Raw genomic sequence first — 25,577 nt, forward strand, 5'->3', positions numbered from 1 at the left:
GCGCCGAAAGTAGACGCCCTGCTGCTTATTTCGACGGCTTGACGCTCTGCACCGTAGTCTTGCCTGCGGCGTCCGTCGAATAGGTGACCAGCACCTTGTCGCCTGCCTTCAGGCTGGCAGCCTTGACACCTGCCGGCAGCTTGACCGTCTGACCGTTGTCGAGCGTCACCGAGCTCGTCACCGCGTCGACCTTCTTCACGGTGGCCTTGAGGTCCTTGGCGACCGCGCCATTCACGCCGGCAAATGCGAGCACGATGGCGGTAGCGGCAATGTACTTCCTCATGGGGGCAACTCCTTTTGTTGAGGCACCGCCATCCTGAAGGCCCGATCTCACGGGCACATTGCCGCCACCATACGGATTGGTAAGGTGGCCGAGGCCTATTTCACCACGAGAACTGGAATGGATGAGTGCGCCAGCACTTCGGCGGTCTGGCTGCCGAGCAGCACGCGCTCGACGCCGCGCCGGCCGTGCGATGCGATCACGATAAGATCGGCCTTGTGCGCCTTGGCTGCTTCCAAAATTGCATCGGCGGCACGCTGGTCAGGCACATGGACGAGATCGGCATCGACCCCCGCCTTCGTTGCTTCCGCCTTGACGGCAGCCAGGATTTTCTCGGCATCCTCCTTCTGGGAGGCGTTGAACTCCTGCATGTCCGCACCGGATGGAACCCAGCCGGCACCGAGCGCAAAGCCGGACACCGGGAACGGCTCCGTCGCTGTTACCACTGTCACCTTGGCACCCAGGGCCTTGGCGAGAGCGAGCCCTTGCTTGACCCCCTTGCCGGCAAGGTCGGAACCGTCAGTCGGAACAAGAATATGCTTGTACATCGCAATCTCCATTGGTCAGTAAAACCTCCCATAAAGAAAATGGGCTTGCGTTGACCAAGATCAACCGGACAGCCGCGAAGGCAGGATGGGCCAGGAGAGCATCCAAGCCATTGGGCGTAGTTACCGCCTGTCGTGTTCGTGCAATGAAACCGTGATCGAAGCGTCCGACAGGCGCGCAAGCCCTTGGCCGAATCGAGGCGTGGGACTTGTCTGGCCTCGAGCCGCTCCTGGGCGGCGGCATGGCAAGCGCCGCAAGCGTTCCTGTCTCGTGACTGGCAAAGCTCTTGACGGTCCGTTATGTGTCGCTGCCCGAACAACCGTAGGAACATGTGATGGCGAACAAGAACATCGACCACGCTTTTACCGCCCGCGGCAAAACCGGCCATTCTTATGAGCCGACCTATGCCGGTGCCTTGTCGTTCATGCGCCGCAAGTACACCAAGGATGTGAAGGGTGTGGATGCCGTGGTGTGGGGTATTCCGTTCGATGCCGCCGTCACCAACCGCCCCGGCGCGCGTTTCGGCCCGCAGGCGATACGGCGTGCATCGGCCATCTTCGACAATGATCCACAATATCCGTTCTCGCGGGAGTTCTTCGACCACCTCGCCGTGGTCGACTATGGCGACTGCTTGCTGGACACCGGCAACCATCAAAAGACCCCTGGCATCATCGAACGCGAAGCCGCCAAGATCCTGAAAAGCGGTGCATTCCTGCTTTCGCTCGGCGGCGATCATTTCGTCACCTACCCCCTGCTCAAGGCTCATGCCGCCGTCCACGGCCCGCTGGCCTTCGTGCAATTCGACGCACATCAGGACACATGGCCGGATGACGGCAAGCGTATCGACCATGGCTCGTTCGTCGGCCGCGCCGTCAAGGAAGGCCTGATCGATCCAGATCGTTCGATCCAGATCGGCATCCGCACGCACGCGCCGGACACCTTCGGCATCAAGATCCTGCACGGCTACGAAGTCGAGGAGATGCGCGCCGCCGATATCGCTTACGCCATTGTCGAGCGCACGGGTGGCCGCAAGACCTACCTCACTTTCGACATCGACTGCCTTGATCCTGCCTTTGCGCCCGGAACCGGTACACCTGTTTCAGGGGGTCCAAGCTCGTCCAAGATACTGTCAACGCTTCGGCTGCTCAGCCAGATCGACCTGGTCGGCGCCGATGTCGTGGAGGTTGCGCCGGCCTACGATCATGCCGATATAACGGCCATCGCCGGCTCGACCATCGCCATGCATTATCTTGGCCTGCTGGCGGAACGAAAGGCGAGAGCCGAAGAAAACACCAACCAGACCCATACCGGTCAGGACATCTGACGTCCCGGCCAGAAAGATCGGACCAGACAAGGCAATGAAACCGAAAATCTTCATCGACGGCGAACACGGCACCACCGGCCTGCAGATCAGGGCCCGGCTGGCGGACCGCGGCGATCTCGAGATCATCTCCGTGCCGGCAGAGCGCCGCAAGGAGACCGCTGCCCGTGCCGAGTTCCTCAACGCTGCCGATGTCGCCATCCTGTGCCTGCCGGACGATGCGGCAAGGGAAAGCGTGTCGCTGATCAAGAACGACACCACCCGCGTCATCGACGCCTCCACCGCCTATCGCGTCGCAGCCGGCTGGGAGTACGGTTTCCCTGAAATGGACAAGGAGCAGATGAAGCGCATCGCAGGTGCGAAGCGCGTCGCCAATCCCGGTTGCTGGCCGCAAGGCCCTATCGCGACACTGCGCCCGCTCGTCGAAGCTGGCCTGCTTCCGGCTGACTATCCGGTGACATTCAACGGCATCTCCGGTTATTCCGGCGGCGGCCGCACCATGATCGAGGACTATGAAGCCAAAGGCGAGAACGCTTCGGAATTCACGCCCTATGCGCTCTCCCTGAAGCACAAGCACCTGCCGGAACTGAAGGCTTATGCGAAGCTCAAGCACGACGCCTTGATGCAGCCGGCAGTCGGCAATTTCGCACAGGGCATGATTACGGTGGTGCCGTTGCAGCTGGCCCAGCTCGACCATATTCCGACGGGTGCCGAACTGCACGCGGCAATCGCGGACCATTTCGCCGGCATCCAGGGCGGCGTGGTGGAGGTGGCACCTTACGAGGCCATCGATCGTGTGCCGGAGCTCAATCCGGAGCAGTACAACGACACCAACCGCATGAAGGTCTATGTCTTTGCCAACGATGCGCGGGCGCAGGCGCTGCTTGTTGCCGTCTACGACAATCTTGGCAAGGGCGCATCGGGAGCGGCGGTCCAGAACCTCGACCTGATGCTCGGCCTCAACGGCTGATCCATCCGATATCAAAGCGGGGTCGCGCGATGGCGCGGCTCCGCTTTCCAACAACTGGAAGCAAATCATGCACCCGCCTGCCATGCCGGCGCGCTGGAACGTCAGCGAGCCCGTTCTTATTGCCGAGACCTTCTCCAGCCGCATCTGGAAGGTGCGCCAGGCCGATGGCACGCCGGCAATCGTCAAGGCGTTGAAGGATTTCGACGATGTCGAAGACGAATGGCGCGGTGTTCATCTGCTGTCCTGGCGGCGCGGTGAAGGCCTCGTCCGCCTGTTCGACAGCGAAGACAAGATGATGTTGATCGAATATGCCGGTGAACGTCACCTGCGTGCCGTCCTGGACGACGCGAGCGATACGGCCGCCACCGAAATCTCCGCCGAGGTGATGGCACGGCTGCACTCGCCGTCGCGACACCCCGTGCCAAGCGACCTGCAACCGCTTCGCGATCGTTTCGTCAGCCTCTTCGACAAGGCGAAGGCGGACAGGAACACCGGTCTCGAAAGCTCTTATGTCGATGCTGCCGAAATCGCCGAGCGCCTGCTCTCCGATCCGTTGGATGTGATCCCTTTGCACGGCGACATTCATCACGACAACATCATCCAGTCGCCACGCGGCTGGCTGGCGATCGATGCGAAGGGCATCCTGGGCGACCCGGGCTTCGACGCTGCCAACATGTTCTTCAACCCGCTGGACCGGTTGTGCACCGATACGGAGCGTATCGCGACGATGGCAACGATCTTCTCGCGCTCGATGAGTCAGGATCCGCGCCGTTTGCTCGATCATGCCATCGCCTATGGCTGCCTGTCGGCTTCATGGCACAACCAGGACAAGAACGAAGTCGACGAGGCACGTGAGTTGTCTATCGTCGAGGCTGTACGCTCGGTGCGCGACGGCAGCTTCTAGATATCCGGCCGAGAGGCCCCTACCGGTCGTCAGCCTCTGACGACCACCTCGGTTTCGAGCCGGTAGGCGCCCTTGGTGGCGCGCCAGTGAGCGGTTGCGAAAACCAGCACGATCATCGCGAAAGCCTGGTGGGTCAATGCCACGTCGATCGGCGCCTGCAACAGCAGCGTGGCGATACCGATGGCGGCCTGGACAACGACAAGCCAGAAGAGAACCCAGGCCCGACGTGAATGGGTGCTGCCGGGCGCGGCGCGCGCTGTCGAAAGTGCATGCCACAAGGCGACGATCAGGACTGTGTAGGCAAACATGCGGTGCACGAACTGCACTGTCTTCGGGTTTTCGAAGAAATTGAGCCAAGCCGGATCGAGGATGAACAGGTCGCCAGGAACGATGGCGCCATCCATCAATGGCCATGTGTTGTAGGTAAGGCCCGCATGCAGGCCGGCGACCAATGCGCCGAGGTAGATCTGGATGAGGACCAGCAACACCATGATGCCGGCGAACCGCTGGGTGCCGCGCGCAGCTGGCGGCTCGCTGTACGAGGCCAGGCCACGCGCTATGTACGCGACCGCCGTGATGATGATGCAGGCCAGCGTCAGATGCGTCGCCAGCCGGTACTGACTGACCGAAACGCGCTCGCTCAGACCGGAAGCAACCATCCACCATCCGATGGCCCCCTGCAATCCACCGAGTGCCAGAAGGCCGACCAGACGCGGTTTCAGATGGCCTTCAAGCCGACGCGTCGCCCAGAAGAGGACGAGCGGAACGGCAACCAGGAAGCCGACACCGCGCGCCAGCAACCGATGCGCCCATTCCCACCAGAAGATGCCCTTGAACTCATCCAGGGTCATATCCTTGTTGATCTGCTGGTACTGCGGGATCTGCTGATACTTCTCGAACTCTTCCTGCCATTCGGCCTGGTTGAGCGGCGGAACGACACCGTGGATCGGCTTCCATTCGGTGATCGAGAGGCCCGAGCCCGTCATGCGGGTGGCACCACCCACCATGACGATGGCAAACAAAACCAGCAGCACGACATACAACCAGCCGCGAACCAGTGCACGATTGCGCAGTTCGCGATTCTGTTCGGCAACGGGTGCGGCAATTTCGGTCGTGGCTGCCATGGCTGGTCCGAGTATTGGTCTTGCGGTCTCAAGTGAACCATAGCACCAAAACTGGCAAGGCGACGCGGCGCGGCACGCCGTCGCGCCAGCATTGGCCGGTTGCACACGTCTGCCATTCGGCATAATCCGAACGTCACAAAGGATTGCGGCCATGCCCATGCGTCTGAAGAAGCTGATCGGAACTGTGCTCCTGGTGGCGCTTGTCGTCGTCTACGCGATTGTCGCGACCATTGTCGCCGTCGCGCAGCTGTCGCAATCCGGTCCGCTCGCCCATCTCGTCTTCTTCGCGCTCAGTGGCCTGCTCTGGATCCTGCCGGCCATGGGCATCATCAAGTGGCTGATCCTCGAGCCTCGCCCGAAGAACTAGCAAGCAAGACCAAGATTCATTTATCTTTTTAGTCTAATATGCTGCACCATGACGTGTCCGCCTGATGCAGGTTCACTGCATGGCACCAACAGGACGATGCAGGCATGGTGGACGCGACGGCGTCGGGGGAAAACAGGGCTTTCGCGTCAACGGCCGTGCCTTACCGGGCACCGCCAAGTGCGCGGTTTGTGTCTTCCGTGCAGGCAGCCACCGATGAAGCGCTCGCCGGTTATGCCGAATTCGCCCGAACCGCCCTTCATGCGCCGCCGCAGGACCCGCTCTGGGTACGCCACTGGATCGAACATCTGCGCCCCGACGCCATCATCGCCGCGCTGACGGTTGATGATCATACGGTGTTTGCACTCGCGCTGGAAATCGAACGCACCGGACCATTCCGCATAGCTCGCTTCCTTGGCGGGCGCCACGCCAACGGAAATTTCCCCGCAATTTCCGATATTTCTGAAAGAGACTTCGTATCATCGCACCTGCCAGCCCTGTTTGCAGCCATCCGGTCGGCACGCCCCGATATCGATCTCGTCGCATTGCAGCGGCTTCAGCCCGACCTCAACGGCGTCAACAATCCATTGGCAGGGCTTCCGTCCTTCCCCAGCCCAAACCTCGCCCTGGCGGTCGACCTCGACGGCGGTTTCGACAGTGTGCTGGAGCGTGCCAGTGGCAAACGCAAACGCAAGAAGCACCGCTCGCAGGCGCGCAAATTCGAGGCTGCTGGAGGTTTCTCCAGGATCGAAGCAGGGACGAGAAAAGAAGCAAGACGCTTGCTCGACGCCTTCTTCGCCATGAAGGAACAGCGTTTCCGCAAGATGGGCATCGTCAATGTCTTTGGCGATGAACGGGTGCGCGGCTTTTTCCAGGCACTGTTCGCAGGCGCTCTCGACAGCCAGAACACCACCTTCGTCCTGCATGGTCTCGAAGTCGCTGGCAAGCTACGCGCTGTGACCGGCACGAGCCGTTCACCAAAGCGACTGGTCTGCGAGTTCGGCGCGATCCTGGAGGACGAGCTTTCTTTTGCCAGCCCCGGCGATTTCCTGTTTTTCGACAACATCCAGGAAGCATGCCAGCAGGGCAATCTTCTTTACGATTTTTCCGTCGGGGATGAGCCGTACAAGCGTCAGTGGTGCGATGTCGAGATCAGGCAGAGCGACGCGCTTGTCCCGCTCACGACAAAAGGCCGTGCGCTGGCCAGTGCGCTGCACCAGGGCGCGCGGGCCAAGGCCTTCGTCAAGAACAGTCCAATGATCTGGAAGATCACTAAAGCCCTGCGACGCAGGGCACAGGGCCAGGAACAACCTTCACGGACTGACGACGACTGACAAACGTCAGCCTGGAGATTTCCGCTATTCGCGAAGACACTCCAGCGCTTTGGTTTCACCTCATCGCGGACTTAGAACGGCCGCGCAAGTTTGGTGGAATTGCTCCTAGAGCGTTTCCGTTTTTCACGGAAACGCGGAAACGCTCTAAGTTTTGTTTTCGTCGCATTTTTGTAACGCCAAGTGATTCCACTTGGCTACAAAATGCTCCTAGGCGGCAGATCGACCGAGCGGAGCGCCAGGTCTGCCATGGCTCGCCGGCGTCACCAGAACCAGGTCCGGGTAACCACCCTCGATCAGCTTGACGGCTGCATCGGCGACAGCCTCGCTCGGCTCCAGCGCGCTGACGAATACTTCCGTCGCCTCACCGACGAGCCGACGGATGCCATCGGCATCTGCCGGTCCACATTCCACCACCACAAGGTCGTAGGCCGTGGTCAGCGACTGCATGATGATCGGCAGACGGTCTGCTGCCCGCATCGCGCGTACCGGATCGGCGGTGCCTGCCGGAATCACATGGCAGTCCGAATAGTGATCGGCGTGGATGACATCGCTGAACTGAGCTTCGGAGGCCAGCAGATTGGTGATTCCAGCCTGATTGGTTCCATCAAGCATCGGGCGTGATGCGGCTCCGGAAGCGGTAAGATCCAGCAACAGCACGCGCAAGCCTGCATCAGCGACCTCGCGAGCGACCATGATGGAGCTCGCTGCCGCCTCATCCCCCTCAGGCGAGATGAAGAGCGCGCGGGCCGCCCCGCTGGTGATCAGCCTTTCGGCGGCCTTTTCGATATCGATCTCACCAAGGCCCAGAGCGGACTGTTCCAGCACAGGCTCTTGTGCGGGCACGGGCTCTTCCACAGGCGATGGCTCGTCCACAGGCACAGGAGAGTGGCCTGTTGAAATGTTCTCAATCAGCGCTGCAGCCTTGCGTACCGCGGCAGCGCGCTCATCGCCCTGTTGCCGCGTCGCCGCCGCAGGGGCTTCTGCCGCAGGATAACGAATCTCCTGTGGATCGGGCAACGTATCGGCCTGCACCACCGGCGTCGGCTCCACCATCACGGGCATCGGCACCTGTCTCACAGGTTCAGGGTGCGGCCCCTGCGCCGGTCGCATGGCACGACCTGAGAACAGCTCGCTCAGCAAAGTGAAAATCGACATCACCAGCAACGAGGCGACGAACGCCGCACTGACGATCGGAATAACCTTGGGGAAATAGGGCTCTGTCGGTATCGCCGCTTTCGAGACGATATTCGCGACTACTGGGAGATAGCCGCGATCCTGCCGGGCGTCAGCCTCCTGGAATCGGGTCAAATTGTCTTGAAGCGTCTGGCGTTTCGTTGCGGCATCAAGCTCCAGGGCATTGAGTTCAACCTGTTCTTCTCCGGCACGGGCGGCTTCAGCCTTCAAGCGGTTCAGGTCGGTGACGAGTTGATTCTCGCGTTCCTGCGCGGTCTGCGCCTGTGTCACGAGGCTCGCCAGCACATTTTGCGCTTCCGTGCGAAGCTGGCGATCTATGTCGGTAAGCTGCGACCGCAGTGAGCGGATGCGTGGATGCCCTTCAAGGAGAGTCGTCGAGAGATCGGCGATGTCGCTCTTGATCTGCCCTTCCCGGTCACGCAGACGCTGGATTGCCGGAGATGCCTGCACTTCCGGAAAGGTATCCAGCGATCCGCTGCTCTGCAACGCCTTGCGAACGGCTTGGGCGGTCGCTTCGGCGGAAGCACGATTGGCGCGCACACGTGACAGTTCGCTCGACATTTCTGAAAGTTGCTGGGTAGCGAGCACGGCATTGTTCTGACCGAGAAGGAGATCCGATTGCGCGCGATAGGCCGCAACCTTGGCTTCAGCCTCCTTCACCTGCTGGGAAAGCCTTTCGATAGCCGGCGCCAGATAACCGGTCGCTTCGATACCCGACTCTTTCTTTGTCCCCCGAAGCATCTCAATATAGAAGTTCGCGATCTCATCGGGCACAGCGACTGCCAGCTTGGCATCCCGCGATGAAAATTCGATGCTGATGACGCGTGTTCCCTCAACGCGATAGACATTGAGTTTTTCGCGCATTTTCTTAAGCACGCGCTCTTCCGCCGGAATCTCATTCGGGTCGCTTTTCAAGCCGACCAGGATGAGAAACTGGGTGACCGCAGACATGTTCACCGTCTCATCGAACTCTGCCCGCTTCGCCAGATCCAGCTTTTCCGCCACTTTCCGGAGAACGTCGGTCGAAGAGATCAGCACCACCTGGCTGGCAATTGCTCCCTCGTCCAGATTTTCCCGATTCGCCTCGGCGCCTGCGTTGGGGCGAGTATAAGGCGACTCGCGGTCCGCGATTTCCAGTCGCGTCTCGGACTTATAGAGCGGCGTAACGAATGACGTGATGGCGAACGCAAGGCCGGCCACGACCAGAGAGCCCAGAAGTATACGCAGCCAGTTTCGGCCAAGACTCGCGAAGAGCTGCCTCAGGTCAACATCAACATCTGCAGCGCTTGATTGTACGCTCGACATGCATTCTGCTCCCGCCTTGGGTTGCGGGCATGGTAAACAAGCATGGTAACTTAGCCGTTAAAAAGCTGCGCCTCAAATAAGCGAACAAACCGAATCCCATGCCGCCGGTCGTTACAGAGGCAATCGACAGCACGCCAAACCATAAAATCAGCATCTGCTCATATTTCGCGGCACCAAATTTTACCGGCCATTAACCCTAACAGACCGATAACGAGACTCGATCCTGAACGTCTGCCGATCATCCGGCGACCAGTCGAAGGCATGTATCTGGTGATGAGAAAATCCGCCCCGCTCCTTCGCGCATTGCTTGCAGTATCGCTGCTCGCGGGCTGCACCAGTTACCGGCCGACACCGCCGGCTTTCCATGATGCGCTTACACAGCCCTATCGAACTCGGCGCCGGTGATCGCGTGCGGGTAACCGTCTTCGAGCAGGACGGCCTGACCAATACCTATAATGTCGACCAGTCTGGCTTTATTTCCTTCCCGCTCGTTGGCCCGGTGCCGGCACGCGGCAGCACGGCCCAGCAGCTCGAAAAGGCCCTCGCCGTCAAGCTGCGGCAGGGCTACCTGCGCGATCCCGATGTCTCTGTCGAGATCGACCGCTACCGTCCGATCTTCGTCATGGGTGAAGTGGGCGCTCCCGGCCAATATTCCTATGTGCCCGGTTTGACCGTGCAGAAAGCCGTCGCCATTGCCGGTGGCTTCTCGGCTCGCGCCAATCAATCGGATGTCGATGTTACACGCGACATCAATGGAAAGGTGATGACTGGGCAGGTCGTAACATCCGACCCGTTGCTTCCAGGTGACACTGTCTACGTTCGCGAACGCCTGTTCTGATCACGTGGCATCCCCCTCTTCGCTCCGTATCGTTCACTGCTTTCGCTCACCGGTCGGCGGTATCTTCCGCCATGTGCGCGATCTAGCCGATGCGCAGGCCGCTGCCGGTCACCAGGTAGGCATCGTCTGCGATTCGACAACCGGGGGAGCTTTCGAGGAAGCACTGTTTGAAGACATGAAAGATACGCTGGCGCTTGGCGTGCATCGCACTCCCATGCAACGGCACATCGGTCCGGGGGACGCCGCTTCAGCCTGGCGAACCTTCAAGATCATCAAGGAATTGCAACCGGACGTGCTCCATGGCCATGGCGCCAAGGGCGGTGCCTACGCGCGCCTGTTCGGCTCACTGTTGCGGGTTTCAAGGTCTCGCGTGGCCCGCCTCTATTCGCCGCATGGCGGCAGCCTGCACTATGACGAGCGCACGGCGACAGGAAAGCTGTTCTTCGCAATCGAGCGGACGATGGCTTTCTTCACCGACTACCTGCTGTTCGTTTCCGACTATGAGCGGCAGGCTTACCGGCGCAAGGTCGGGGAACCGCGTGTACCGAACGTGCTGGTATACAACGGCTTGCGTGATGGCGAGTTCGAGCCTGTTGCCGCAAATACGGACGCCGCCGATCTTCTCTATATCGGCATGATGCGTGACCTGAAGGGCCCGGACATCTTCATCGACGCTCTCGCCCAAGCAGAGATTCGCACCGAACGTCCCATCAGCGCCGTGATGGTCGGCGATGGCGATGATCTGCCGCGCTATCATGCCCAGGTGAAGCGGCTTGGCCTGGACAACCGCATTCGCTTTTTCCCACCGATGCCGGCTCGTAGGGCTTTCGCATTGGCTCATGTCGTCGTGGTGCCTTCGCGCGCCGAAGCGATGCCATACATCGTGCTCGAAACACTCGCGGCGGGAAAGCCGATGATCGCCAGCGCGGTCGGCGGCATACCGGAAATCTTCGGCCCTGGTTCCCCTGCCCTCGTGCAGCCGGATGCCATCGAAATCGGCGAGAAAATGGACCAGGCACTGACGGATCTGGATGCCTACCGCCAGGCAATGCCACAAACCAGTGTGCTGAAGTCACGATTCGGCGCCGACGTCATGGCAGCAGAAATCGAAAAAGCGTATTTCGCGGCCTTGGCTGGCTAGCTCTCCCAACGAGCAATCTCAGAACAAGCGCGTAGCGGTTTTGCGTCAGGGATTGCGTCAAAACAATCAGCTACAGCGTTCCCGTGAAAACGGAAATACTCCGGATCAGGCGGCGGCTTCGGCGCTTTTCTCTTCGATCTGGCCAATCGCATCGACGACCGCGTCGAAGGTCAGCATCGTGGAAGCGTGACGCGCCTTGTAGTCGCGCACCGGCTCCAGATACTTCAGATCGGCAAAACGGCCTTCGGGCGGTGCGCCATTTTCCTTCAGCATCTTCCACATCGCCTCGCGCACTGCGCGCAACTCCTGTGCGGTCGCGCCGACAACGTTGGCAGCCATGATGGAGGAGGACGCCTGGCCAAGGGCGCACGCCTTCACGTCATGCGCGAAATCGGTAACGATACCGTCCTGCATGGCAATATCGACCACCACGGTCGAGCCGCACAGCTTGGAGTGGGCCTTGGCTGTCGCGTCGGGATGCTCCAAACGGCCGATACGGCCGATATTTCCGGCAAAGCCAAGAATTTTCGCGTTGTAGACGTCGTCGATCATAATGTTTCAGCCCGCCGTGCTGGCACGATCATCGAATACTGCTGGCGTATCTTTCATTCGCTCAGCACGACCATATATAATGCCGTGGGTCCGGTGACGACAAGGCGATGGGCAGTCGCTTCAACCGGCCTTTTTTCACGCCGCTTTCGGGCGGGAAACCGGGTGGGGTTTCCGCTACCGCAAAAGGCAGTGGTCCGTTCAACTCGTTCCCTCTATGAAGGGAACTACGGGAGATGCCTTTCATGGATGCCGCCATCAAGAAGATCATGCCGCAGTCGGCCTATATGGATAGGCCGGTCACCGACCGGCCCAGCCAGGAGGAAGTCGAGGCGGCGGTCCGCACGCTTTTGCGCTGGACCGGGGACAATCCGGACCGTGAGGGGCTGGTCGACACGCCCAAGCGCGTAGCCAAGGCCTATCGCGAGATGTTCGGCGGCTATGACATGTGCCCGGCCGAAGAACTCGGCCGCACCTTCGAGGAAGTCGCGGGCTATGACGACCTCGTCATCGTGCGCGACATCAAGTTCCATTCGCATTGCGAGCACCACATGGTGCCGATCATCGGCAAGGCACATGTCGGCTATCTGCCGGATGGCAAGGTCGTCGGGCTTTCGAAAATCGCCCGTGTCGTCGATATCTTCGCGCACCGCCTGCAGACCCAGGAAGCGCTGACCGCGCAGATTGCCGGTGTCATCCAGGACGTGCTAAATCCGCGTGGCGTTGCGGTGATGGTCGAGGCCGAGCATATGTGCATGGCCATGCGCGGCATCCGCAAGCAGGGGTCGACAACCCTGACTTCCACATTTACCGGCACTTTCCGGGACAATCCCGAGGAACAGATCCGGTTTGTTACCATGGTGCGCGCCGGTAGCGGAATTTGATCCGCTTCGCCGGCTCCAGACTTCCAGGATCCGGCGATGACCGCTTTGCAATTTCCCGAACCGTCCAGCGACAAGCTTCAACTGGAGGAAGGCGAGGCTTTTACCCCGCGCTTTGACGCCAACGGCTTGGTTACCGCGGTCGTTACCGATGCCAGCGACGGCATGCTCCTGATGGTAGCGCATATGAACGCACAGGCGCTCGCCCTGACGCTGGAAACCGGGATTGCTCATTACTGGTCGCGCTCGCGCAACGCACTTTGGAAAAAGGGCGAAACGTCAGGTAATTTCCAGCAAGTCGCCGAGATCAGGACAGATTGCGACCAGGACGCGATATGGCTTCGCGTAAATGTGACAGGCCACGATGCAACCTGTCATACGGGCCGGCGTTCTTGCTTCTATCGGACAGTAGCGCTTGTCGATGGCAAGGGGACACTCGCCAGCGACGGTAGCGTGCCGCTGTTCGATGCGCATGAGACCTATCGGAAGCCTCGTTGATTCTCCCTCCGGGACGCAACTTTGCCCGATTCACGATTTCGATACGGCCGTTGTATAAGATGGTCGTGGGTTAAGGGAGACTGTGATGCTCGAATGGGCGTCATTGCGTGGCAGGGGGATCGCTCGCGAAGCGAATGACCCGTCGGCGTCCGACGGAGCACCGGCGCATAAGCATCCCAGCAAGTGCGGCATAGCGTTGGCCCTCGGTGGCGGCGTAGCGCGTGGCTGGGCCCACATCGGAGTATTGCGGGCACTCGACGAGGTCGGCCTCGAAATCTCCATGATCGCTGGAACTTCGATCGGCGCGTTGGTTGGCGGCTGCTATCTTGCCGGCAAGCTGGATGAACTGGAAGAATTCGCGCGCGGTCTGACCCGGCGCCGTATCTTTGGCCTGCTCGACATCAATCTGCGCGGCAATGGCCTGTTCGGCGGCATGAAGCTGGACGCGCGACTGCGCGAGCATCTTGATGGGATCCGCATCGAAGGACTACCAAAGCCGTTCGTTGCCGTCGCGACAGAGGTCCGGACGGGCCACGAAATCTGGATCAACCAGGGGTCGATGGTCACGGCGATGCGGGCGTCCTATGCGCTGCCGGGGGTCTTCGAACCGGTCAACTGCAATGGCCGTATCCTGGCCGACGGCGCGCTGGTGAATCCGGTTCCGGTTTCCGTGTGCCGCGCCTACGAGCAGCCTATGGTGGTGGCGGTCAACCTCCACTACGATCTCTTCGGTCGCGCCGCAGTCATCAAGCACAATGCCGGTGAACTCGTCATACAGAAGGACGCTAAAAGGCCAGCGCGCTTCGACCCCAATGCCACCGAGCAGGGAACGCGGCTAGGCATTACCGGCATGATGGTGGAGGCCTTCAACATCATCCAGGATCGCATTTCGCGTGCCCGCATGGCCGGCGATCCGCCAGATCTGTCACTGCAGCCGAAGCTCGGTCATATCGGCCTGGCCGAATTCCATCGTGCCGATGAGGCGATCCGCCTTGGTTATGAAGCTACGATGGCACACATCGACGAGTTGAAACGACTGCAGGCCGTCCTCGCTTAGCCGGCTCTTCGAAGCAAGGATCAGGCTATTGCCGCATCGGTGATGCGGAACTGCACGCTGCGATTGCCATTCCAGTAGTTGCCCGAAACGGACCCCGCGACATGCAGGGTCTTGCCCCTGTTCTTGAACAGGAATTCACCCAAAGTGGTGTCTACTGCGCGGAAGGCCATCGCCTGGATGCGTCCTCCGCTTTCGGAGGTCAGGTCCACACGGATGTGGTTTGTGCCGACAGCCCGCGCATCGGCCAGCCGATGGCGCGGCAGCACGAACAGCGGCGGCACATGGCCCGTACCATATGGCCCTGCCTTTTCCAGCGTGTCCAGCAACGTAAGCGTGGCTCCTTCCGCCGCCAGCGCGCCGTCGACCAGAAGGGTTTCCTCGTCGCGCAGGCGGAACACGTCAGCGGCCGCGCGGTCCTCGAAGAAGGCGCGCAAGGCACCAAGCTTTTCGCGTTCGACAGTGATGCCCGCCGCCATGGCATGACCTCCGCCCTTGACGATCAGACCTGCCTCCGCGGCCTCACGCACCAGCCTGCCGAGGTCGAAACCGACAACCGACCGACCCGAACCGGTGCCGGTACCGTTGGCATTGAAGGCGATGGCAAAGGATGGTCGCCGTGCATGCTCCTTCAGCCGCGATGCGATCAGCCCGACAATGCCAGGATGCCAGCTATCGGAAGCCGTGACGATCACCGCAGGGCCCTCCCCGCCAACCAATTCGGCATCAGCCTCGGCGCGCGCCTGGGCAAGCATCTCCTGCTCCATGGTCTGGCGCTCCTGATTCAGCCGGTCGAGGGTTTCAGCGATGGTACGAGCTTCCACGGGATCATCCGTCGCCAGAAGACGGCTGCCCAGAGCAGCATCGCCAATACGACCACCGGCATTGATACGCGGGCCGATCAGGAAGGCGAGATGGAAGGTGTTCACCGGTTCGCCGATGCGCGAAACACGCGCCAGTTCTGCCAGACCGACATTCCTTTGCTGGCGTATGACCTGCAAGCCTTTGACAACGAAGGCGCGGTTGACGCCGACGAGGGGAACGACATCACAGACCGTTGCCAGGGCGACGAGATCGAGCATGCCGAGCAGATCGGGCTTCGGCGCATCAGGCACTCGTTCCCGCAGCAGCTTGGCAGTCTGCACCAATGTCAGAAAAACCACGCCGGCCGCACACAGGTGCCCCTGGCCGGAAAGATCATCCTCGCGGTTGGGATTGACGATGGCGGTGGCTGCTGGCAGCGCGCCGCCAACCTGATGATGGTCCAGCACCACGACATCGGCCCCGGCCTCCTTGGCGGCGTCGATGGAAGCCGCGCTGTTGGTGCCGCAATCGACGGTGACGATGAGGCTCGCTCCTCGTCCGACCAGCTCGCGCATTGCGTCGGGGTTGGGACCGTAGCCCTCGAAGATGCGATCCGGAATGTAGATCTCCGACGGCACCGAGAAATGCGCCAGGAAGAGCTTGAGCAATGCCGAAGAGGCCGCACCGTCGACGTCATAGTCACCGAAGATGGCCACCCTTTCGCCACGGATGACCGCCTCGGCAAGGCGCGCCGCCGCCTTGTCCATGTCAGTCAGCGATGCGGGGTCCGGCAAGAGATCGCGGATGGTGGGATCCAGGAAACGCTCGGTGCCGACGGCGGTTACGCCCCGCCCTGCCAGCACGCGCGCAACGATGTCCGGCACGCCGTGGCCCTGGGCGATGGCCAGAGCGGTCATATCCTGCCGTTCGGACAGCCTATGCACCCATGCAAGTCCGGTAGCGGATCGCCGGACGTCGAGGAAGAACCGCTTTTCACCGGTCATGCGGGGCTACCATTCACCGTATTGAGCCACATGACGGCTCAATACGGTGAAACCGACAAAAATCAAAACTTATCGAGGTCCTGATGGCGAGCCTTGATCTCACGTACCGTACGCGAAGAGGAACGCAGCACGATCGTGTCGGTGGTGATGTAGTTGCGGCCGAACTTCACGCCGGCGAGCATATTGCCGTCGGTGACGCCTGTAGCCGCGAACAATACATCGCCGCGCGCCATCTCGTCGACGCGATAGACCTTGTTCGGATCCGAGATGCCCATCTTGGCGGCGCGCGCCACCTTCTCAGGTGTGTCGAGGATCAGGCGGCCCTGCATCTGGCCGCCGGTGCAGCGCAAGGCTGCAGCGGCAAGAACACCTTCAGGCGCACCACCCGAGCCGATATAGATGTCGATACCGGTCTCTTCCGGATCGGTGGTGTGGATGACGCCGGCGACATCGCCGTCGCCGATCAGGCGGATGGCCGCACCGGTTGCGCGCACCGCCTCGATCAGCTTGGCGTGGCGCGGACGGTCGAGAATGCAAGCCGTGACCTCGTTCACCGGCACACCTTTCGCCTTGGCAAGGCTGGCAATGTTGTCGGCCGGGGAAGCGTCGATGTCGATGGTGCCTTCCGGATAGCCGGGACCGATGGCGATCTTGTCCATGTAGACATCCGGAGCGAACAGCAGGCTGCCCTTTTCGGCGATCGCGATGACGGCCAGCGCATTCGGCAGGTTCTTGGCGCAGATCGTGGTGCCTTCCAGCGGGTCCAGTGCGATATCCACCGCCGGTCCCTTGCCGGTACCCACCTCTTCACCGATGTAGAGCATCGGCGCTTCATCGCGTTCGCCCTCACCGATCACTACGGTGCCCTTGATGTTGAGGCGGTTCAACTCAGACCGCATGGCATCGACCGCGACCTGATCGGCCGCCTTCTCATCGCCGCGCCCGCGCAGCCTTGCTGCGGCAACGGCGGCACGCTCGGTGACGCGCACCAGTTCCATGGTGAGAATTCGGTCGAGACCGGCGATCGTGTTCGAAACAGCATTCATGAAGTGGAAATCCTCATTTGCAACGCGCCAAAGGCGCAGGCGCGCTTCTTGTGTCAAAGCCTCATGACAACAGCAAGACCTGGAGAGAAGCTTTCCCGACCAAGAAACAATATCAATCGATTGAAAGAGATACCGGCATTTTCTGCTGCGGCGGCGCGCCTTATTTGTCCTTGATCAGGTTGCAGTGTTCGCCATGGCAACCTTGCCAATCATCCAACCTGATGGGCCGTGCAAGACGCGATGTCTCCGGCCTTCACGCGACGTCATCCAGGAAGTCTGCCGTCGGCACGAAGAACAGGCAACCCGTGACCGCACGGCTGAAGTCGAGCAGATGGTCATAGGTGCCTGGCGGATTGCCGACGAACATGTTCTCGAGCATTTTCTCGATGCGATGCGGGGAGCGGGCGTAACCGATGAAATAGGTGCCGAACTCACCCTTGCCGATCTCGCCGAAGGGCATGTTGTCACGCAGGATCTGCAGTTGCTTTCCGTCTTCCTCGATCGAGGTCAGGACATTGTGGGCATAGGGTTTCTTTTCTGAGTCGCGCTGCTCGATGTCGGAGAGCTTGTGGCGCCCGATGATGTTCTCCTGCTCTTCGACAGGAACCTTGTTCCACCGCTCGACGTCATGCAGGTACTTCTGGACGATCACATAGCTGCCGCCGGCGAAAGGCGCATCTTCCTCGCCGATGATGGTGGCATCCACAGCCGCCTGGTCGACTGGATTCTCAGTGCCGTCGACGAAGCCGATCAGGTCGCGATCGTCGAAAAACTTGAAGCCGTGCACTTCGTCCACGGTGGCGACGGCGCCGCTCAACCGCGACATGATGTGCGTGGCCAGCTCGAAGCACAGATCCATGCTCGCAGCACGCAGATGAAAAAGTATGTCGCCAGGAGTTGAAACCGCGCGGTGTACGCCATGAATTTCACGGAATGGATGCAGATCCCTTGGCCTTGGCACACCAAACAGCCTGTCCCAGGCCTGCGAACCAAACCCCATGACACAGGAGAGCTGCCCTTCGAGATCACGGAAACCGACACCGCGCAGCAAGCTCGACAGATCCGCACAAAGGTCGCGAACCGTTTCCTCTGCCTCCGGCCCGGGATTGATCGTCACCACCAGGAAAATGGCGGCGCGCGTAAGCCTGCTGGCAACCGATTGTGAGACTGGGGAGGGAAGACTTGAGACCATTTTGTCCATCAACCATCATCGAGCGTCAGCAACCGATACGATGCAACGGCGAAGGTCGATCTACAAGTTTCGATACCCATGATTGCGGTGTTTTCCGAATTTCCGATGCCGCCTGCTGATCGGAACTGGCCCATCGGGATGCCTCCTCGGGGGCCTTGACCACCGAAGCGCAACAGCAGCACTTCGTGTCTCCTGAGCATATTGGGGACGCTCCGATGACAGTCGTCGTTACAACCAGACAGGATATCAACCTCGAGACCGTATTGCGTGTCGCCTGGCAGAACGAGCCGGTAACGCTCAGCGACGCCGCCCTTTCCGAAATCGCCCGCTGCCGAACCGCATTCCTCAACCTTATCGACAAAGATCCCTCACTCGTCATCTACGGCGTGACGACGGCAATGGGCGAGCTTGCCCATACGCGTCTCTCGAGAGACGAACGCGAGCGTCATGCCCGAATAAAGGCCTTCGCCGCCGCGACCTCCTTTGGCGACCCCTTCCCTGAGCGTGTCGTGCGCGCCATGGTGTTTGCACGGCTGGCCAACTTCCTGGAGGGCCATGCGGCAACCACTCCCCGGATAGCGCTTGCGGTGGCGGATATGCTCGACGGCCGGCCAATGCCAACGGTTGCCTCTTCCGGCCAAGGCGGGGCCGGAGAAATCCTCGCCCTCTACCCTCTGTTTGCCGAACTGACATCGCGCCTCGATCTCGAAGTCAAGGAACGTGGCTCGCTGATCAACGGCTCGCCATGCGCGGCGGCACTCGTTGCCGACAGCGCGATCGCCGCGAGGCGACGATTGCAACGGGCCGAACAGGTCTTCGCTCTTTCGATCGAGGCATTCCGGGCACCGCTCGAGCACTATGACGCAGTGCTTGAGAGCCTCTGGGGCGACGAGCACGAAGCCGCGGCTTTGAGTGGCCTGCGCAATCTCCTCGAAGGCGGAACAAACGAGCGGCGCAACTACCAGGCACCCGTCAGCTTCCGTATCGTGCCGCGGGTTCTCGGTCAGGCACACCGCGCCCTTTCCGCAGCCGAACGCGCAGCGACAATTTCGCTGCGTTCGGCCTCCGACAATCCCGTCTTCGTCCCGCCGGACGACAAACATGTCTACGGCCGCTGCATCAGTACCGGCGGCTATCACAATGCCATGGCAGCACCCGCTCTCGACGACCTGGCGGCGATCTGGGCGGATCTTTGCCTGCTGTGCGATCGCCATGGATCCAAGCTGCTGAACGGTACGGTATCGCACCTACCCAATCTGCTCATGGTCGATCGGCATCCGAGCGACAGCGATGGACATGGGGCTCTCGGTTATGTGCCGATGGCTTCAACGGGATATCTCGAACAGGCGAAACTGGCGGCGCAGACGACCCTCATACCCGGCACGGAGTCGGCCGGCTCAGGTCAGGATGACGTGGCAACGACGGCCTTCATCGCCTGGACAAAAGAAGAGAAAGCTGGCCGGTATCTCGATGCCTGCCTGGCGAGCCTTTCAGTCGTTGCCTCGCAGGCGTTTCATGCCACCAGGCGCAACGCGCCGCCTCGGCTTGCACAGTTCATGGATGAGGTGCGCTCTTTCGTGCCGCCGGTGCAGCAGGACAGGATCCTTGGACCAGAGCTGGGGCAGCTTGCACGGCACTTTACCGCAGAAACGTTCAAGCCCTAGGTGCGGGCTCAGCGTTCCGGACGATCAAATCGGCAGCATTTCCGTTTCATCACCGCGCTTGCGCGGCCGCATCATGTCCTTGGCGATAATGCCGCTGGCACGGCAGAAAGCCGCGAACGCACGACATGCCTCCTCCGAGGTCGTGATGCCGACGCTGGCGCCAAAACAGGCATTGAAGGCTGTCTGATACAGCTTGCCCTGCTTGCCCGTTGGCCACTCGGACAGGAAGTCCATCGCCTGCTCCACGCCATAGATCTCCTCGACCGGCTGGTCTGGAGTGGGAACAATGCGAACGGGTACGGCAAACTGCAATTCGCGCATGACAATGCCTCTCGACTGCCTCCACCCGGGGCGTGAACGTCTTTTCTGGGCGGAAGTTCCTTGCCAAGGCCTTTTATGGTGAATTGTGGCGAGAGCGCGACCACCGGTTGCATATCTGCAACACAACCGTCCGCACGGCGCCGCCTACGGTTACAATCCACGCCGACGAAGCAAACGCCAGGGTTGCAGCACCGATCAGGCGGGGGCGAAGCGCGGCTTGCAGTCTCGCGTTGGCGTTTCCTGAACCCGCCTGTAGAGCGCACCCCAATCCGATAACGGCTCAACCTTGACCCAATTCGGCGAGGCTTCCATCACCGCGATATCCGAAGCGCCGGCGACCAGGTAGCCGCTTGCCACCTGACAATCGAGTTCATCGGGGCGCAGCTCAAACATCTTGCGGTGACCGTAGACCAGAATGTTCTCGTTCATGTGATCGCGATCCCAGACCACCGGCATTGGCCCCGGCGGCAGGCTTTTCATCACAACAGAAAATGCCTCGACGTCCGCGCGCAGTTGGCGCTGTCCGCTCGTTCGCCCATCGGTGACGACAATCTGAACAAGTTGCACGACGACGGCGATGGTCAAACCGGCACCGATGATGAAATGGGCGAAATAGAGCCGGCGCCAGTTCATCGATATCCACAGCCCGGCCATGACGGCGAGCGGCCATGTGGCCGGCATGGAATAGCGAGTCCGCCCGATCGGCAGAATGGTTGTGAGCACGCTCATCGGCACGGCGGCAAGAAGCAGCGCATCGACGATCCAGCGCCGCTCGCGCGGCAAGTCAACGCGTGCCACAGCCAAGGCAACCGCTGCTGGCAGGAACGGCAACTGATAGAGGACAGCTAAGGGCAGATCGCTGAGATGCAGCAGGCGGCTCAGTTGGTTGTCGCCACCGATCTCGCCACCGAGCCGCATTTCGTTGACCCAATGCGTGGCGCCCGCGTCAAGACGGTTCGACCAGACCCACGCCAACATCGGCAGATGCGCAAGCACGATGACAACAACGGCAGCAACGGCATCGCGCGGCTTCCGTTCGAGCAGGGGCAGGACGATCATCGGCAGCGCCGAAAACATGATGGGAATCGGCCCCTTGGTCATCGCCGCACAGGCAAGGAGAGCCGTGATACCAAGCCAGAGCGCAAGCCCGAAACGCCGACGTGCGCGGCCATGCAGCCAGAGTGCCAGCGCCATGCCACAAAGAGCCGTTGCGGTGACGTCCGTCTCGCCGATGCGCGCCTTCAGCAGGATCTGCACCGAGCAGAGGAAGGCCAATCCGGCCGCGAGAGCCGCCACCGTGCGATCGCGTGGGGCAAGAACAAGGGCGGCGGCACTGGCCGAAAGCGCGCCGGCCAATGCAGCGATCACGCCCGGCAGGCGGACGGAGACCTCGTCCAACACGCCGCGCAACTCTGTCACCGCTGCCATCAGCCAGGGCGTGAAAGGCGGTTTGTTGATGTAGGGCGTGCCAATGAATTTGAGATGCCACCCGGCGCCGCCATCCAGCATTTCCAGAACCTGCAGCGCGCGCCGGCCTTCCTCGAAACGCAGCGGACGCAGCCCCAGATACGGAAAATAGAACAGCAGCCCCACGCCGAGAACGAAAAGGGGCCAATATCTGGCCCATCCTTCCAGCATGTTGATCTGCCATTGCGCGGGAGATGCGCGCCAGCCCGGCCAGCCGAGCAGTTGCCTGAGGATACCCGACACGGAATACCGTCCCGTCTAGATGCCTATCTCCCCCAGCAATCGGCATCTAGCATGGTCAAACGCCACCTGTCTCGCGCCCAATGCAACGCAAAGGTTGAAGAACGACACCATCGGTGTCACATGATAACCTGCCCGAAACAAACTGCTTCCGGATATCCATGGTTACCTATCTAGACGCCGAAACGGCCCCGCTGCGCAACACCGGCCAGATCAGGCTCTACAATGAGGAAAGCTTCGCCGGCATGCGCAAGGCTTGCCGGCTGACTGCGCAATGCCTGGATGAACTGGTCGACATCGTAAAACCCGGCGTTACCACGAATACGATAGACCGTTTTGTCTTCGAATTCGGCATGGACCACGGCGCGCTGCCGGCCACGCTCAACTACCGCGGCTATACGAAATCGTCCTGCACCTCGATCAACCACGTTGTCTGCCATGGCATTCCCGACGACAAGCCGTTGCGCGACGGCGATATCGTCAACATAGACGTTACCTACATCCTCGACGGATGGCACGGCGATTCCAGCCGTATGTATCCGGTTGGTGCCGTCAAGCGCGCGGCCGAACGGCTGATGGAAGTGACGCATGAATGCCTGATGCGCGGCCTTGCCGTCATCCGTCCCGGCGTGCGTACCGGCGCCATCGGCCAGGCCATCCAGGTTTATGCCGAGGGTGAACGCTGCTCGGTCGTGCGGGACTTCTGCGGTCATGGCGTCGGCCGCTTGTTTCATGACGCTCCGAACATCCTCCACTACGGCCATGCCAATGAAGGCGTGGAAATGCGTCCCGGCATGATCTTCACGGTGGAACCGATGATCAATCTCGGCCGGCCGCATGTGAAGGTTCTTTCCGACGGCTGGACCGCAGTAACCCGGGACCGTTCGCTTTCAGCGCAGTATGAACACACGATCGGCGTGACCGAAACCGGCTGCGAGATCTTCACGCTGTCGCCGAAGGGGCTCGACCGGCCGGGCCTTCCGCCCCTGTAACCAGATCCGGGTGAAGGTGCCTCTGCTCCCGCGCCGGAGACACGTTCAAGGGCAGCGGTCTATGACAGGCACGGGGAAAGCATGCGCCGGTCGCTGGCCTGATAGCCCGCCTCGCTGCTTGGGGAATCAAGCATGGATACAGTCTGGCTCCTGGATTTTCTTGCGGTGATCCGCGAGGGCGGATTTTCGCGCGCCGCCGAGCGGCGGGCCATCAGCCAACCGGCCTTCAGCAGGAGGATCAAATGCCTGGAGGAATGGGTCGGCACGCCGCTTTTCGACAGAAGTTCGCATTCGATCGAGCTAACCAACGCCGGAGAGCGGCTCAAGCCATTCGCCGAGGAGATCCTTCGGCAACTCGAGACAGCGCGCCGTGATGCGATGAGCGCCGCCCAGGCAGCGACGGAAACGCTGGTCTTTGCATCGACACACGCCCTGTCGTTGACCTTCTTCCCACCGTGGCTGCGCAGGCTTGAAAGTGACGAACCATTGATGGCTTCCGTGCAGCTGATCGCGGATTCAATGGTGCGCTGTGAACAGCTCATGATCGAGGGGCGAAGCCAGTTTCTCCTGTGCCATCATCACACCGCTGCATTCAACAGACTGACAGGGGATCGATTTCGGTCCGTACCGCTTGGCACGGACATCCTCGTACCCGTTGCCGCACCATCCCTGGCATCGGACGAGCTCATGGAGAATGGACCCTATCTCGCTTATTCTGCGGAATCCGGCATGGGCCGCATCCTGAATGCCGCGTGGGAACAGAGCGGCAGGAGCCTGCCGCCGGAACCTGTCTTTTCATCGCATCTTGCCACCATGCTGGTGGCGATGGCACGCGACGGGCGCGGGCTGGCGTGGTCGCCTCTCAGCCTGGTGGCCGAGGATATCGCGTCAGGACGGTTGGTGAAGATCGGGCTGCCGGAGGACGAGGTCTCGATCGACATCCATCTTTTTCGCTCCAGGGCGCGGCAGACCCAGACAGCGGAACGCTTCTGGCAGCGCTTGCTGCGCGACCGGGATCAGGCTGCAAAGAACGACAACAGCTCTTCCGTCACCAGAGCAGGGCATTCTTCCTGAAGATTGTGGCCGCAGTCCAGCGCCCTGCCCCTGACGTCCAGCGCCTTCTCCCGCCAGGTCTGTTCGACGTCATAAAGCGTGCCGACGGTCCCGCGCGCGCCCCACATGGCAAGCAAAGGTACGGCGATGCGTTTGTCGTCGTCCGCGGCGTCATGGACAAGATCTATACCGGCCGCCGCCCGGTAATCTTCGCAAACGGCATGCTGTGTCATCGGGTCGCGATAGCAGCGCAGGTATTCCGCCATGACCTCGGGCTCGGTTGCATGCGCAGAGCCGTTTTGCCGGCCAAGATGTGCCTGCAGAAAATATTCCGGATCGGCAGCGATCAGTCGCTCCGGCAACGGGTAAGGCTGGATTAGCAAGAACCACCAGAAGTACCGTGTGGCGAATTCCCGGTTGGTGCGCGCATACATCGTTGCGGTCGGCGCGATGTCCAGCACGGCAAGCCTGGTGACTGCATCGGGATGATCGAGCGCCATGCGGTGGGCGACACGTCCACCCCGATCATGTCCCGCCACGACAAAGCGGTCGAACCCCAGGGCCCGCATCAGCTCGACCTGATCCCTGGCCATCGCCCGCTTGGAGTAGTTGACATGGTCATCTCCGCCCGATGGCTTGCCGCTGTCGCCATATCCGCGCAGGTCGGCCGCGATCACCGTAAAGTGGCGGGCAAGTACAGGAGCGACCTTTCGCCAGGTCACATGCGTCTGCGGATGCCCGTGAAGAAGCAGGAGCGGCGCCCCCTCGCCGGCGATTGCAAAACGCAGCCTCGTTTCCGCCGCAGCGTTGAAATCGAACAGATCGAAGCCTTCGAGGAATGCCGACGGTCCGATCGACACCAGCGGTTTTTCAGCAGTCAGTTCGCGTTCAACCATGGATTTTCCCGCAGATGCCTGCGTTCGAAGGCGCTGATCTCATCGCTCAACTCAAGCGTCTGGCCAACGGCATCAAGCCCCTTGAGCAAGGCGTTCTTGCGTATTGCCTCGATCTCGAAACCGATCTCCAGGTCCCGGCCGCAGACGGTCTGGCTGTCCAGATCGATGGTGAGCACATTGTCCCCGGGCAAACCGGCTAGGTCCTGCAAACGCCGGACGTCAGGCTCACCGAGTTCAATTGCAAGCAGGCCGTTGCGGGCGCAATTGTCGAAGAAAATGCCAGCGAAGCTCTCCGCGATGATGGCGCGGATACCGTATTGCATAAGCCCCCAGACAGCATGCTCCCGACTGGACCCGCAGCCAAAATTGGCCCCGGCGATCAGAAAGGCGGCACCCTGCCATTGCGGTCGGTTGAGGATGAATTCCGGGCGAGGCTTGCCCTGCTCGTCGAAACGAAGATGATAGAAAAGACCGCGGTCGAGGCCGCTGCGATCTATTCCTTTCAGGAACTGCTTGGGCATGATGACATCGGTATCGATGTTGCTGGCCGCGAGCGGTACCGCAACACCCTTCACTCTGACGAAGGCTTCCATCT

At 61.0% G+C, this 25,577-nt stretch carries 25 protein-coding genes and 1 pseudogene; 13 read left to right on the top strand and 13 right to left on the bottom strand.

The window, feature by feature from the left end:
- Positions 1-25 precede the first annotated feature (25 nt).
- Complete coding sequence (locus tag ACFJIU_RS12610) at positions 26-283, bottom strand: DUF1344 domain-containing protein (RefSeq protein ID WP_379071876.1); 258 nt, start codon at positions 281-283, stop codon at positions 26-28.
- A gap of 95 nt (positions 284-378) precedes the next feature.
- On the bottom strand, positions 379-828 hold the full coding sequence (locus ACFJIU_RS12615) for a universal stress protein (protein ID WP_379071879.1): 450 nt from the start codon (positions 826-828) through the stop codon (positions 379-381).
- Between the two features lie 332 nt (positions 829-1,160).
- Between ACFJIU_RS12615 and speB the strand changes: the two genes are divergently transcribed.
- From speB to ACFJIU_RS12630, 3 genes are all read left to right on the top strand, one after another.
- Entirely contained in the window at positions 1,161-2,150 is a 990-nt protein-coding gene (gene speB, locus ACFJIU_RS12620) for an agmatinase (protein WP_379071882.1), read from the top strand.
- 34 nt (positions 2,151-2,184) lie between these two features.
- Positions 2,185-3,117: an N-acetyl-gamma-glutamyl-phosphate reductase gene (gene argC / locus ACFJIU_RS12625; protein WP_379071885.1), complete on the top strand. Its 933-nt coding sequence runs from the start codon at positions 2,185-2,187 to the stop codon at positions 3,115-3,117.
- Between the two features lie 67 nt (positions 3,118-3,184).
- Positions 3,185-4,021, top strand: coding sequence for an aminoglycoside phosphotransferase family protein (locus tag ACFJIU_RS12630; protein ID WP_379071887.1), 837 nt, complete (start codon positions 3,185-3,187; stop codon positions 4,019-4,021).
- 29 nt (positions 4,022-4,050) lie between these two features.
- Here the strand turns inward: ACFJIU_RS12630 and ACFJIU_RS12635 are convergent, their stop codons facing one another.
- Complete coding sequence (locus ACFJIU_RS12635; protein ID WP_379071890.1) at positions 4,051-5,145, bottom strand: COX15/CtaA family protein; 1,095 nt, start codon at positions 5,143-5,145, stop codon at positions 4,051-4,053.
- A 151-nt stretch (positions 5,146-5,296) separates the two neighbouring features.
- On the opposite strand from ACFJIU_RS12635, the gene ACFJIU_RS12640 reads away from it, so the two are divergent.
- Together ACFJIU_RS12640 and ACFJIU_RS12645 are read left to right on the top strand one after the other, a co-directional pair.
- Complete coding sequence (locus tag ACFJIU_RS12640) at positions 5,297-5,512, top strand: DUF2842 domain-containing protein (RefSeq protein WP_326895139.1); 216 nt, start codon at positions 5,297-5,299, stop codon at positions 5,510-5,512.
- 104 nt (positions 5,513-5,616) lie between these two features.
- Positions 5,617-6,843 (top strand): GNAT family N-acetyltransferase, encoded by a 1,227-nt coding sequence (locus ACFJIU_RS12645; protein WP_379071893.1) that lies wholly within the window; start codon positions 5,617-5,619, stop codon positions 6,841-6,843.
- Positions 6,844-7,050: 207 nt separating this feature from the next.
- Here the strand turns inward: ACFJIU_RS12645 and ACFJIU_RS12650 are convergent, their stop codons facing one another.
- Positions 7,051-9,342, bottom strand: a complete 2,292-nt coding sequence (locus ACFJIU_RS12650; protein ID WP_379071896.1) for a GumC family protein — start codon at positions 9,340-9,342, stop codon at positions 7,051-7,053.
- Positions 9,343-9,615: 273 nt separating this feature from the next.
- Here ACFJIU_RS12650 and ACFJIU_RS12655 point away from each other — a divergent pair.
- Positions 9,616-10,180: pseudogene (locus ACFJIU_RS12655) on the top strand (polysaccharide biosynthesis/export family protein).
- 73 nt (positions 10,181-10,253) lie between these two features.
- Complete coding sequence (locus ACFJIU_RS12660; RefSeq protein WP_379073071.1) at positions 10,254-11,321, top strand: glycosyltransferase; 1,068 nt, start codon at positions 10,254-10,256, stop codon at positions 11,319-11,321.
- A gap of 105 nt (positions 11,322-11,426) precedes the next feature.
- Here the strand turns inward: ACFJIU_RS12660 and ACFJIU_RS12665 are convergent, their stop codons facing one another.
- Complete coding sequence (locus tag ACFJIU_RS12665; RefSeq protein WP_379071898.1) at positions 11,427-11,873, bottom strand: iron-sulfur cluster assembly scaffold protein; 447 nt, start codon at positions 11,871-11,873, stop codon at positions 11,427-11,429.
- A 242-nt stretch (positions 11,874-12,115) separates the two neighbouring features.
- On the opposite strand from ACFJIU_RS12665, the gene folE reads away from it, so the two are divergent.
- The 3 genes from folE to ACFJIU_RS12680 all read left to right on the top strand — a co-directional run bounded on the left by folE (position 12,116) and on the right by ACFJIU_RS12680 (position 14,306).
- Entirely contained in the window at positions 12,116-12,754 is a 639-nt protein-coding gene (folE, locus tag ACFJIU_RS12670; protein ID WP_379071900.1) for a GTP cyclohydrolase I FolE, read from the top strand.
- 36 nt (positions 12,755-12,790) lie between these two features.
- Complete coding sequence (gene hisI / locus ACFJIU_RS12675) at positions 12,791-13,249, top strand: phosphoribosyl-AMP cyclohydrolase (protein WP_379071903.1); 459 nt, start codon at positions 12,791-12,793, stop codon at positions 13,247-13,249.
- 85 nt (positions 13,250-13,334) lie between these two features.
- Positions 13,335-14,306, top strand: coding sequence for a patatin-like phospholipase family protein (locus ACFJIU_RS12680; protein ID WP_379071906.1), 972 nt, complete (start codon positions 13,335-13,337; stop codon positions 14,304-14,306).
- A gap of 20 nt (positions 14,307-14,326) precedes the next feature.
- On the opposite strand, the gene recJ is transcribed toward ACFJIU_RS12680, so the two are convergent.
- From recJ to ACFJIU_RS12700, 4 genes are all read right to left on the bottom strand, one after another.
- Complete coding sequence (gene recJ, locus ACFJIU_RS12685; protein ID WP_379071909.1) at positions 14,327-16,111, bottom strand: single-stranded-DNA-specific exonuclease RecJ; 1,785 nt, start codon at positions 16,109-16,111, stop codon at positions 14,327-14,329.
- Between the two features lie 62 nt (positions 16,112-16,173).
- Positions 16,174-17,157: a class II fructose-bisphosphatase gene (gene glpX, locus ACFJIU_RS12690; protein ID WP_144377426.1), complete on the bottom strand. Its 984-nt coding sequence runs from the start codon at positions 17,155-17,157 to the stop codon at positions 16,174-16,176.
- Between the two features lie 253 nt (positions 17,158-17,410).
- Complete coding sequence (locus tag ACFJIU_RS12695) at positions 17,411-18,349, bottom strand: Dyp-type peroxidase (RefSeq protein ID WP_379071912.1); 939 nt, start codon at positions 18,347-18,349, stop codon at positions 17,411-17,413.
- Positions 18,350-18,357: 8 nt separating this feature from the next.
- The gene (locus ACFJIU_RS12700; RefSeq protein ID WP_379071914.1) at positions 18,358-18,531 is read right to left on the bottom strand and encodes a hypothetical protein; all 174 of its coding nucleotides are present in this window, start codon (positions 18,529-18,531) and stop codon (positions 18,358-18,360) included.
- A gap of 33 nt (positions 18,532-18,564) precedes the next feature.
- Here ACFJIU_RS12700 and ACFJIU_RS12705 point away from each other — a divergent pair, with 33 nt between their 5' ends.
- Positions 18,565-20,013 carry an aromatic amino acid lyase gene (locus ACFJIU_RS12705; protein WP_379071916.1) on the top strand — a complete coding sequence of 483 codons (1,449 nt, stop codon included), beginning with the start codon at positions 18,565-18,567 and terminating at the stop codon, positions 20,011-20,013.
- 24 nt (positions 20,014-20,037) lie between these two features.
- Here the strand turns inward: ACFJIU_RS12705 and ACFJIU_RS12710 are convergent, their stop codons facing one another.
- Positions 20,038-20,301 (bottom strand): DUF982 domain-containing protein, encoded by a 264-nt coding sequence (locus tag ACFJIU_RS12710; RefSeq protein ID WP_379073072.1) that lies wholly within the window; start codon positions 20,299-20,301, stop codon positions 20,038-20,040.
- 228 nt (positions 20,302-20,529) lie between these two features.
- Positions 20,530-22,044, bottom strand: a complete 1,515-nt coding sequence (locus ACFJIU_RS12715) for an ArnT family glycosyltransferase (protein ID WP_379071919.1) — start codon at positions 22,042-22,044, stop codon at positions 20,530-20,532.
- Positions 22,045-22,202: 158 nt separating this feature from the next.
- Between ACFJIU_RS12715 and map the strand changes: the two genes are divergently transcribed.
- Both map and ACFJIU_RS12725 read left to right on the top strand, forming a co-directional pair.
- Positions 22,203-23,033 (top strand): type I methionyl aminopeptidase, encoded by an 831-nt coding sequence (map, locus tag ACFJIU_RS12720; protein WP_379071922.1) that lies wholly within the window; start codon positions 22,203-22,205, stop codon positions 23,031-23,033.
- Between the two features lie 132 nt (positions 23,034-23,165).
- Positions 23,166-24,107 carry a LysR family transcriptional regulator gene (locus tag ACFJIU_RS12725; RefSeq protein WP_379071925.1) on the top strand — a complete coding sequence of 314 codons (942 nt, stop codon included), beginning with the start codon at positions 23,166-23,168 and terminating at the stop codon, positions 24,105-24,107.
- On the opposite strand, the gene ACFJIU_RS12730 is transcribed toward ACFJIU_RS12725, so the two are convergent.
- A complete protein-coding gene (locus ACFJIU_RS12730) occupies positions 24,050-24,982 on the bottom strand; it encodes an alpha/beta fold hydrolase (protein ID WP_379071928.1) in 933 nt (310 codons plus the stop codon). The two genes, ACFJIU_RS12725 and ACFJIU_RS12730, sit on opposite strands and share 58 nt — an antisense overlap.
- Positions 24,964-25,575 (bottom strand): 3-isopropylmalate dehydratase small subunit, encoded by a 612-nt coding sequence (gene leuD, locus ACFJIU_RS12735; RefSeq protein ID WP_379071931.1) that lies wholly within the window; start codon positions 25,573-25,575, stop codon positions 24,964-24,966. Before leuD ends, ACFJIU_RS12730 begins: the two co-directional genes overlap by 19 nt.
- Positions 25,576-25,577 lie beyond the last annotated feature (2 nt).

Origin of the sequence: Mesorhizobium sp. UC74_2, assembly GCF_042701485.1 — a bacterium.
Lineage (GTDB): Bacteria > Pseudomonadota > Alphaproteobacteria > Rhizobiales > Rhizobiaceae > Mesorhizobium.

Coding starts and splice junctions, on each gene's coding strand:
- map (WP_379071922.1), top strand. CDS start 22,203: ATGGTTACCTATCTAGACGCCGAAACGGCCCCGCTGCGCAACACCGGC.
- ACFJIU_RS12665 (WP_379071898.1), bottom strand. CDS start 11,873: ATGATCGACGACGTCTACAACGCGAAAATTCTTGGCTTTGCCGGAAAT.
- ACFJIU_RS12630 (WP_379071887.1), top strand. CDS start 3,185: ATGCACCCGCCTGCCATGCCGGCGCGCTGGAACGTCAGCGAGCCCGTT.
- leuD (WP_379071931.1), bottom strand. CDS start 25,575: ATGGAAGCCTTCGTCAGAGTGAAGGGTGTTGCGGTACCGCTCGCGGCC.
- speB (WP_379071882.1), top strand. CDS start 1,161: ATGGCGAACAAGAACATCGACCACGCTTTTACCGCCCGCGGCAAAACC.
- ACFJIU_RS12705 (WP_379071916.1), top strand. CDS start 18,565: ATGACAGTCGTCGTTACAACCAGACAGGATATCAACCTCGAGACCGTA.
- argC (WP_379071885.1), top strand. CDS start 2,185: ATGAAACCGAAAATCTTCATCGACGGCGAACACGGCACCACCGGCCTG.
- glpX (WP_144377426.1), bottom strand. CDS start 17,157: ATGAATGCTGTTTCGAACACGATCGCCGGTCTCGACCGAATTCTCACC.
- ACFJIU_RS12610 (WP_379071876.1), bottom strand. CDS start 283: ATGAGGAAGTACATTGCCGCTACCGCCATCGTGCTCGCATTTGCCGGC.
- ACFJIU_RS12640 (WP_326895139.1), top strand. CDS start 5,297: ATGCCCATGCGTCTGAAGAAGCTGATCGGAACTGTGCTCCTGGTGGCG.
- ACFJIU_RS12725 (WP_379071925.1), top strand. CDS start 23,166: ATGGATACAGTCTGGCTCCTGGATTTTCTTGCGGTGATCCGCGAGGGC.
- ACFJIU_RS12650 (WP_379071896.1), bottom strand. CDS start 9,342: ATGTCGAGCGTACAATCAAGCGCTGCAGATGTTGATGTTGACCTGAGG.
- ACFJIU_RS12615 (WP_379071879.1), bottom strand. CDS start 828: ATGTACAAGCATATTCTTGTTCCGACTGACGGTTCCGACCTTGCCGGC.
- ACFJIU_RS12695 (WP_379071912.1), bottom strand. CDS start 18,349: ATGGTCTCAAGTCTTCCCTCCCCAGTCTCACAATCGGTTGCCAGCAGG.
- ACFJIU_RS12680 (WP_379071906.1), top strand. CDS start 13,335: ATGCTCGAATGGGCGTCATTGCGTGGCAGGGGGATCGCTCGCGAAGCG.
- recJ (WP_379071909.1), bottom strand. CDS start 16,111: ATGACCGGTGAAAAGCGGTTCTTCCTCGACGTCCGGCGATCCGCTACC.
- ACFJIU_RS12645 (WP_379071893.1), top strand. CDS start 5,617: ATGGTGGACGCGACGGCGTCGGGGGAAAACAGGGCTTTCGCGTCAACG.
- ACFJIU_RS12635 (WP_379071890.1), bottom strand. CDS start 5,145: ATGGCAGCCACGACCGAAATTGCCGCACCCGTTGCCGAACAGAATCGC.
- hisI (WP_379071903.1), top strand. CDS start 12,791: ATGACCGCTTTGCAATTTCCCGAACCGTCCAGCGACAAGCTTCAACTG.
- folE (WP_379071900.1), top strand. CDS start 12,116: ATGGATGCCGCCATCAAGAAGATCATGCCGCAGTCGGCCTATATGGAT.
- ACFJIU_RS12730 (WP_379071928.1), bottom strand. CDS start 24,982: ATGGTTGAACGCGAACTGACTGCTGAAAAACCGCTGGTGTCGATCGGA.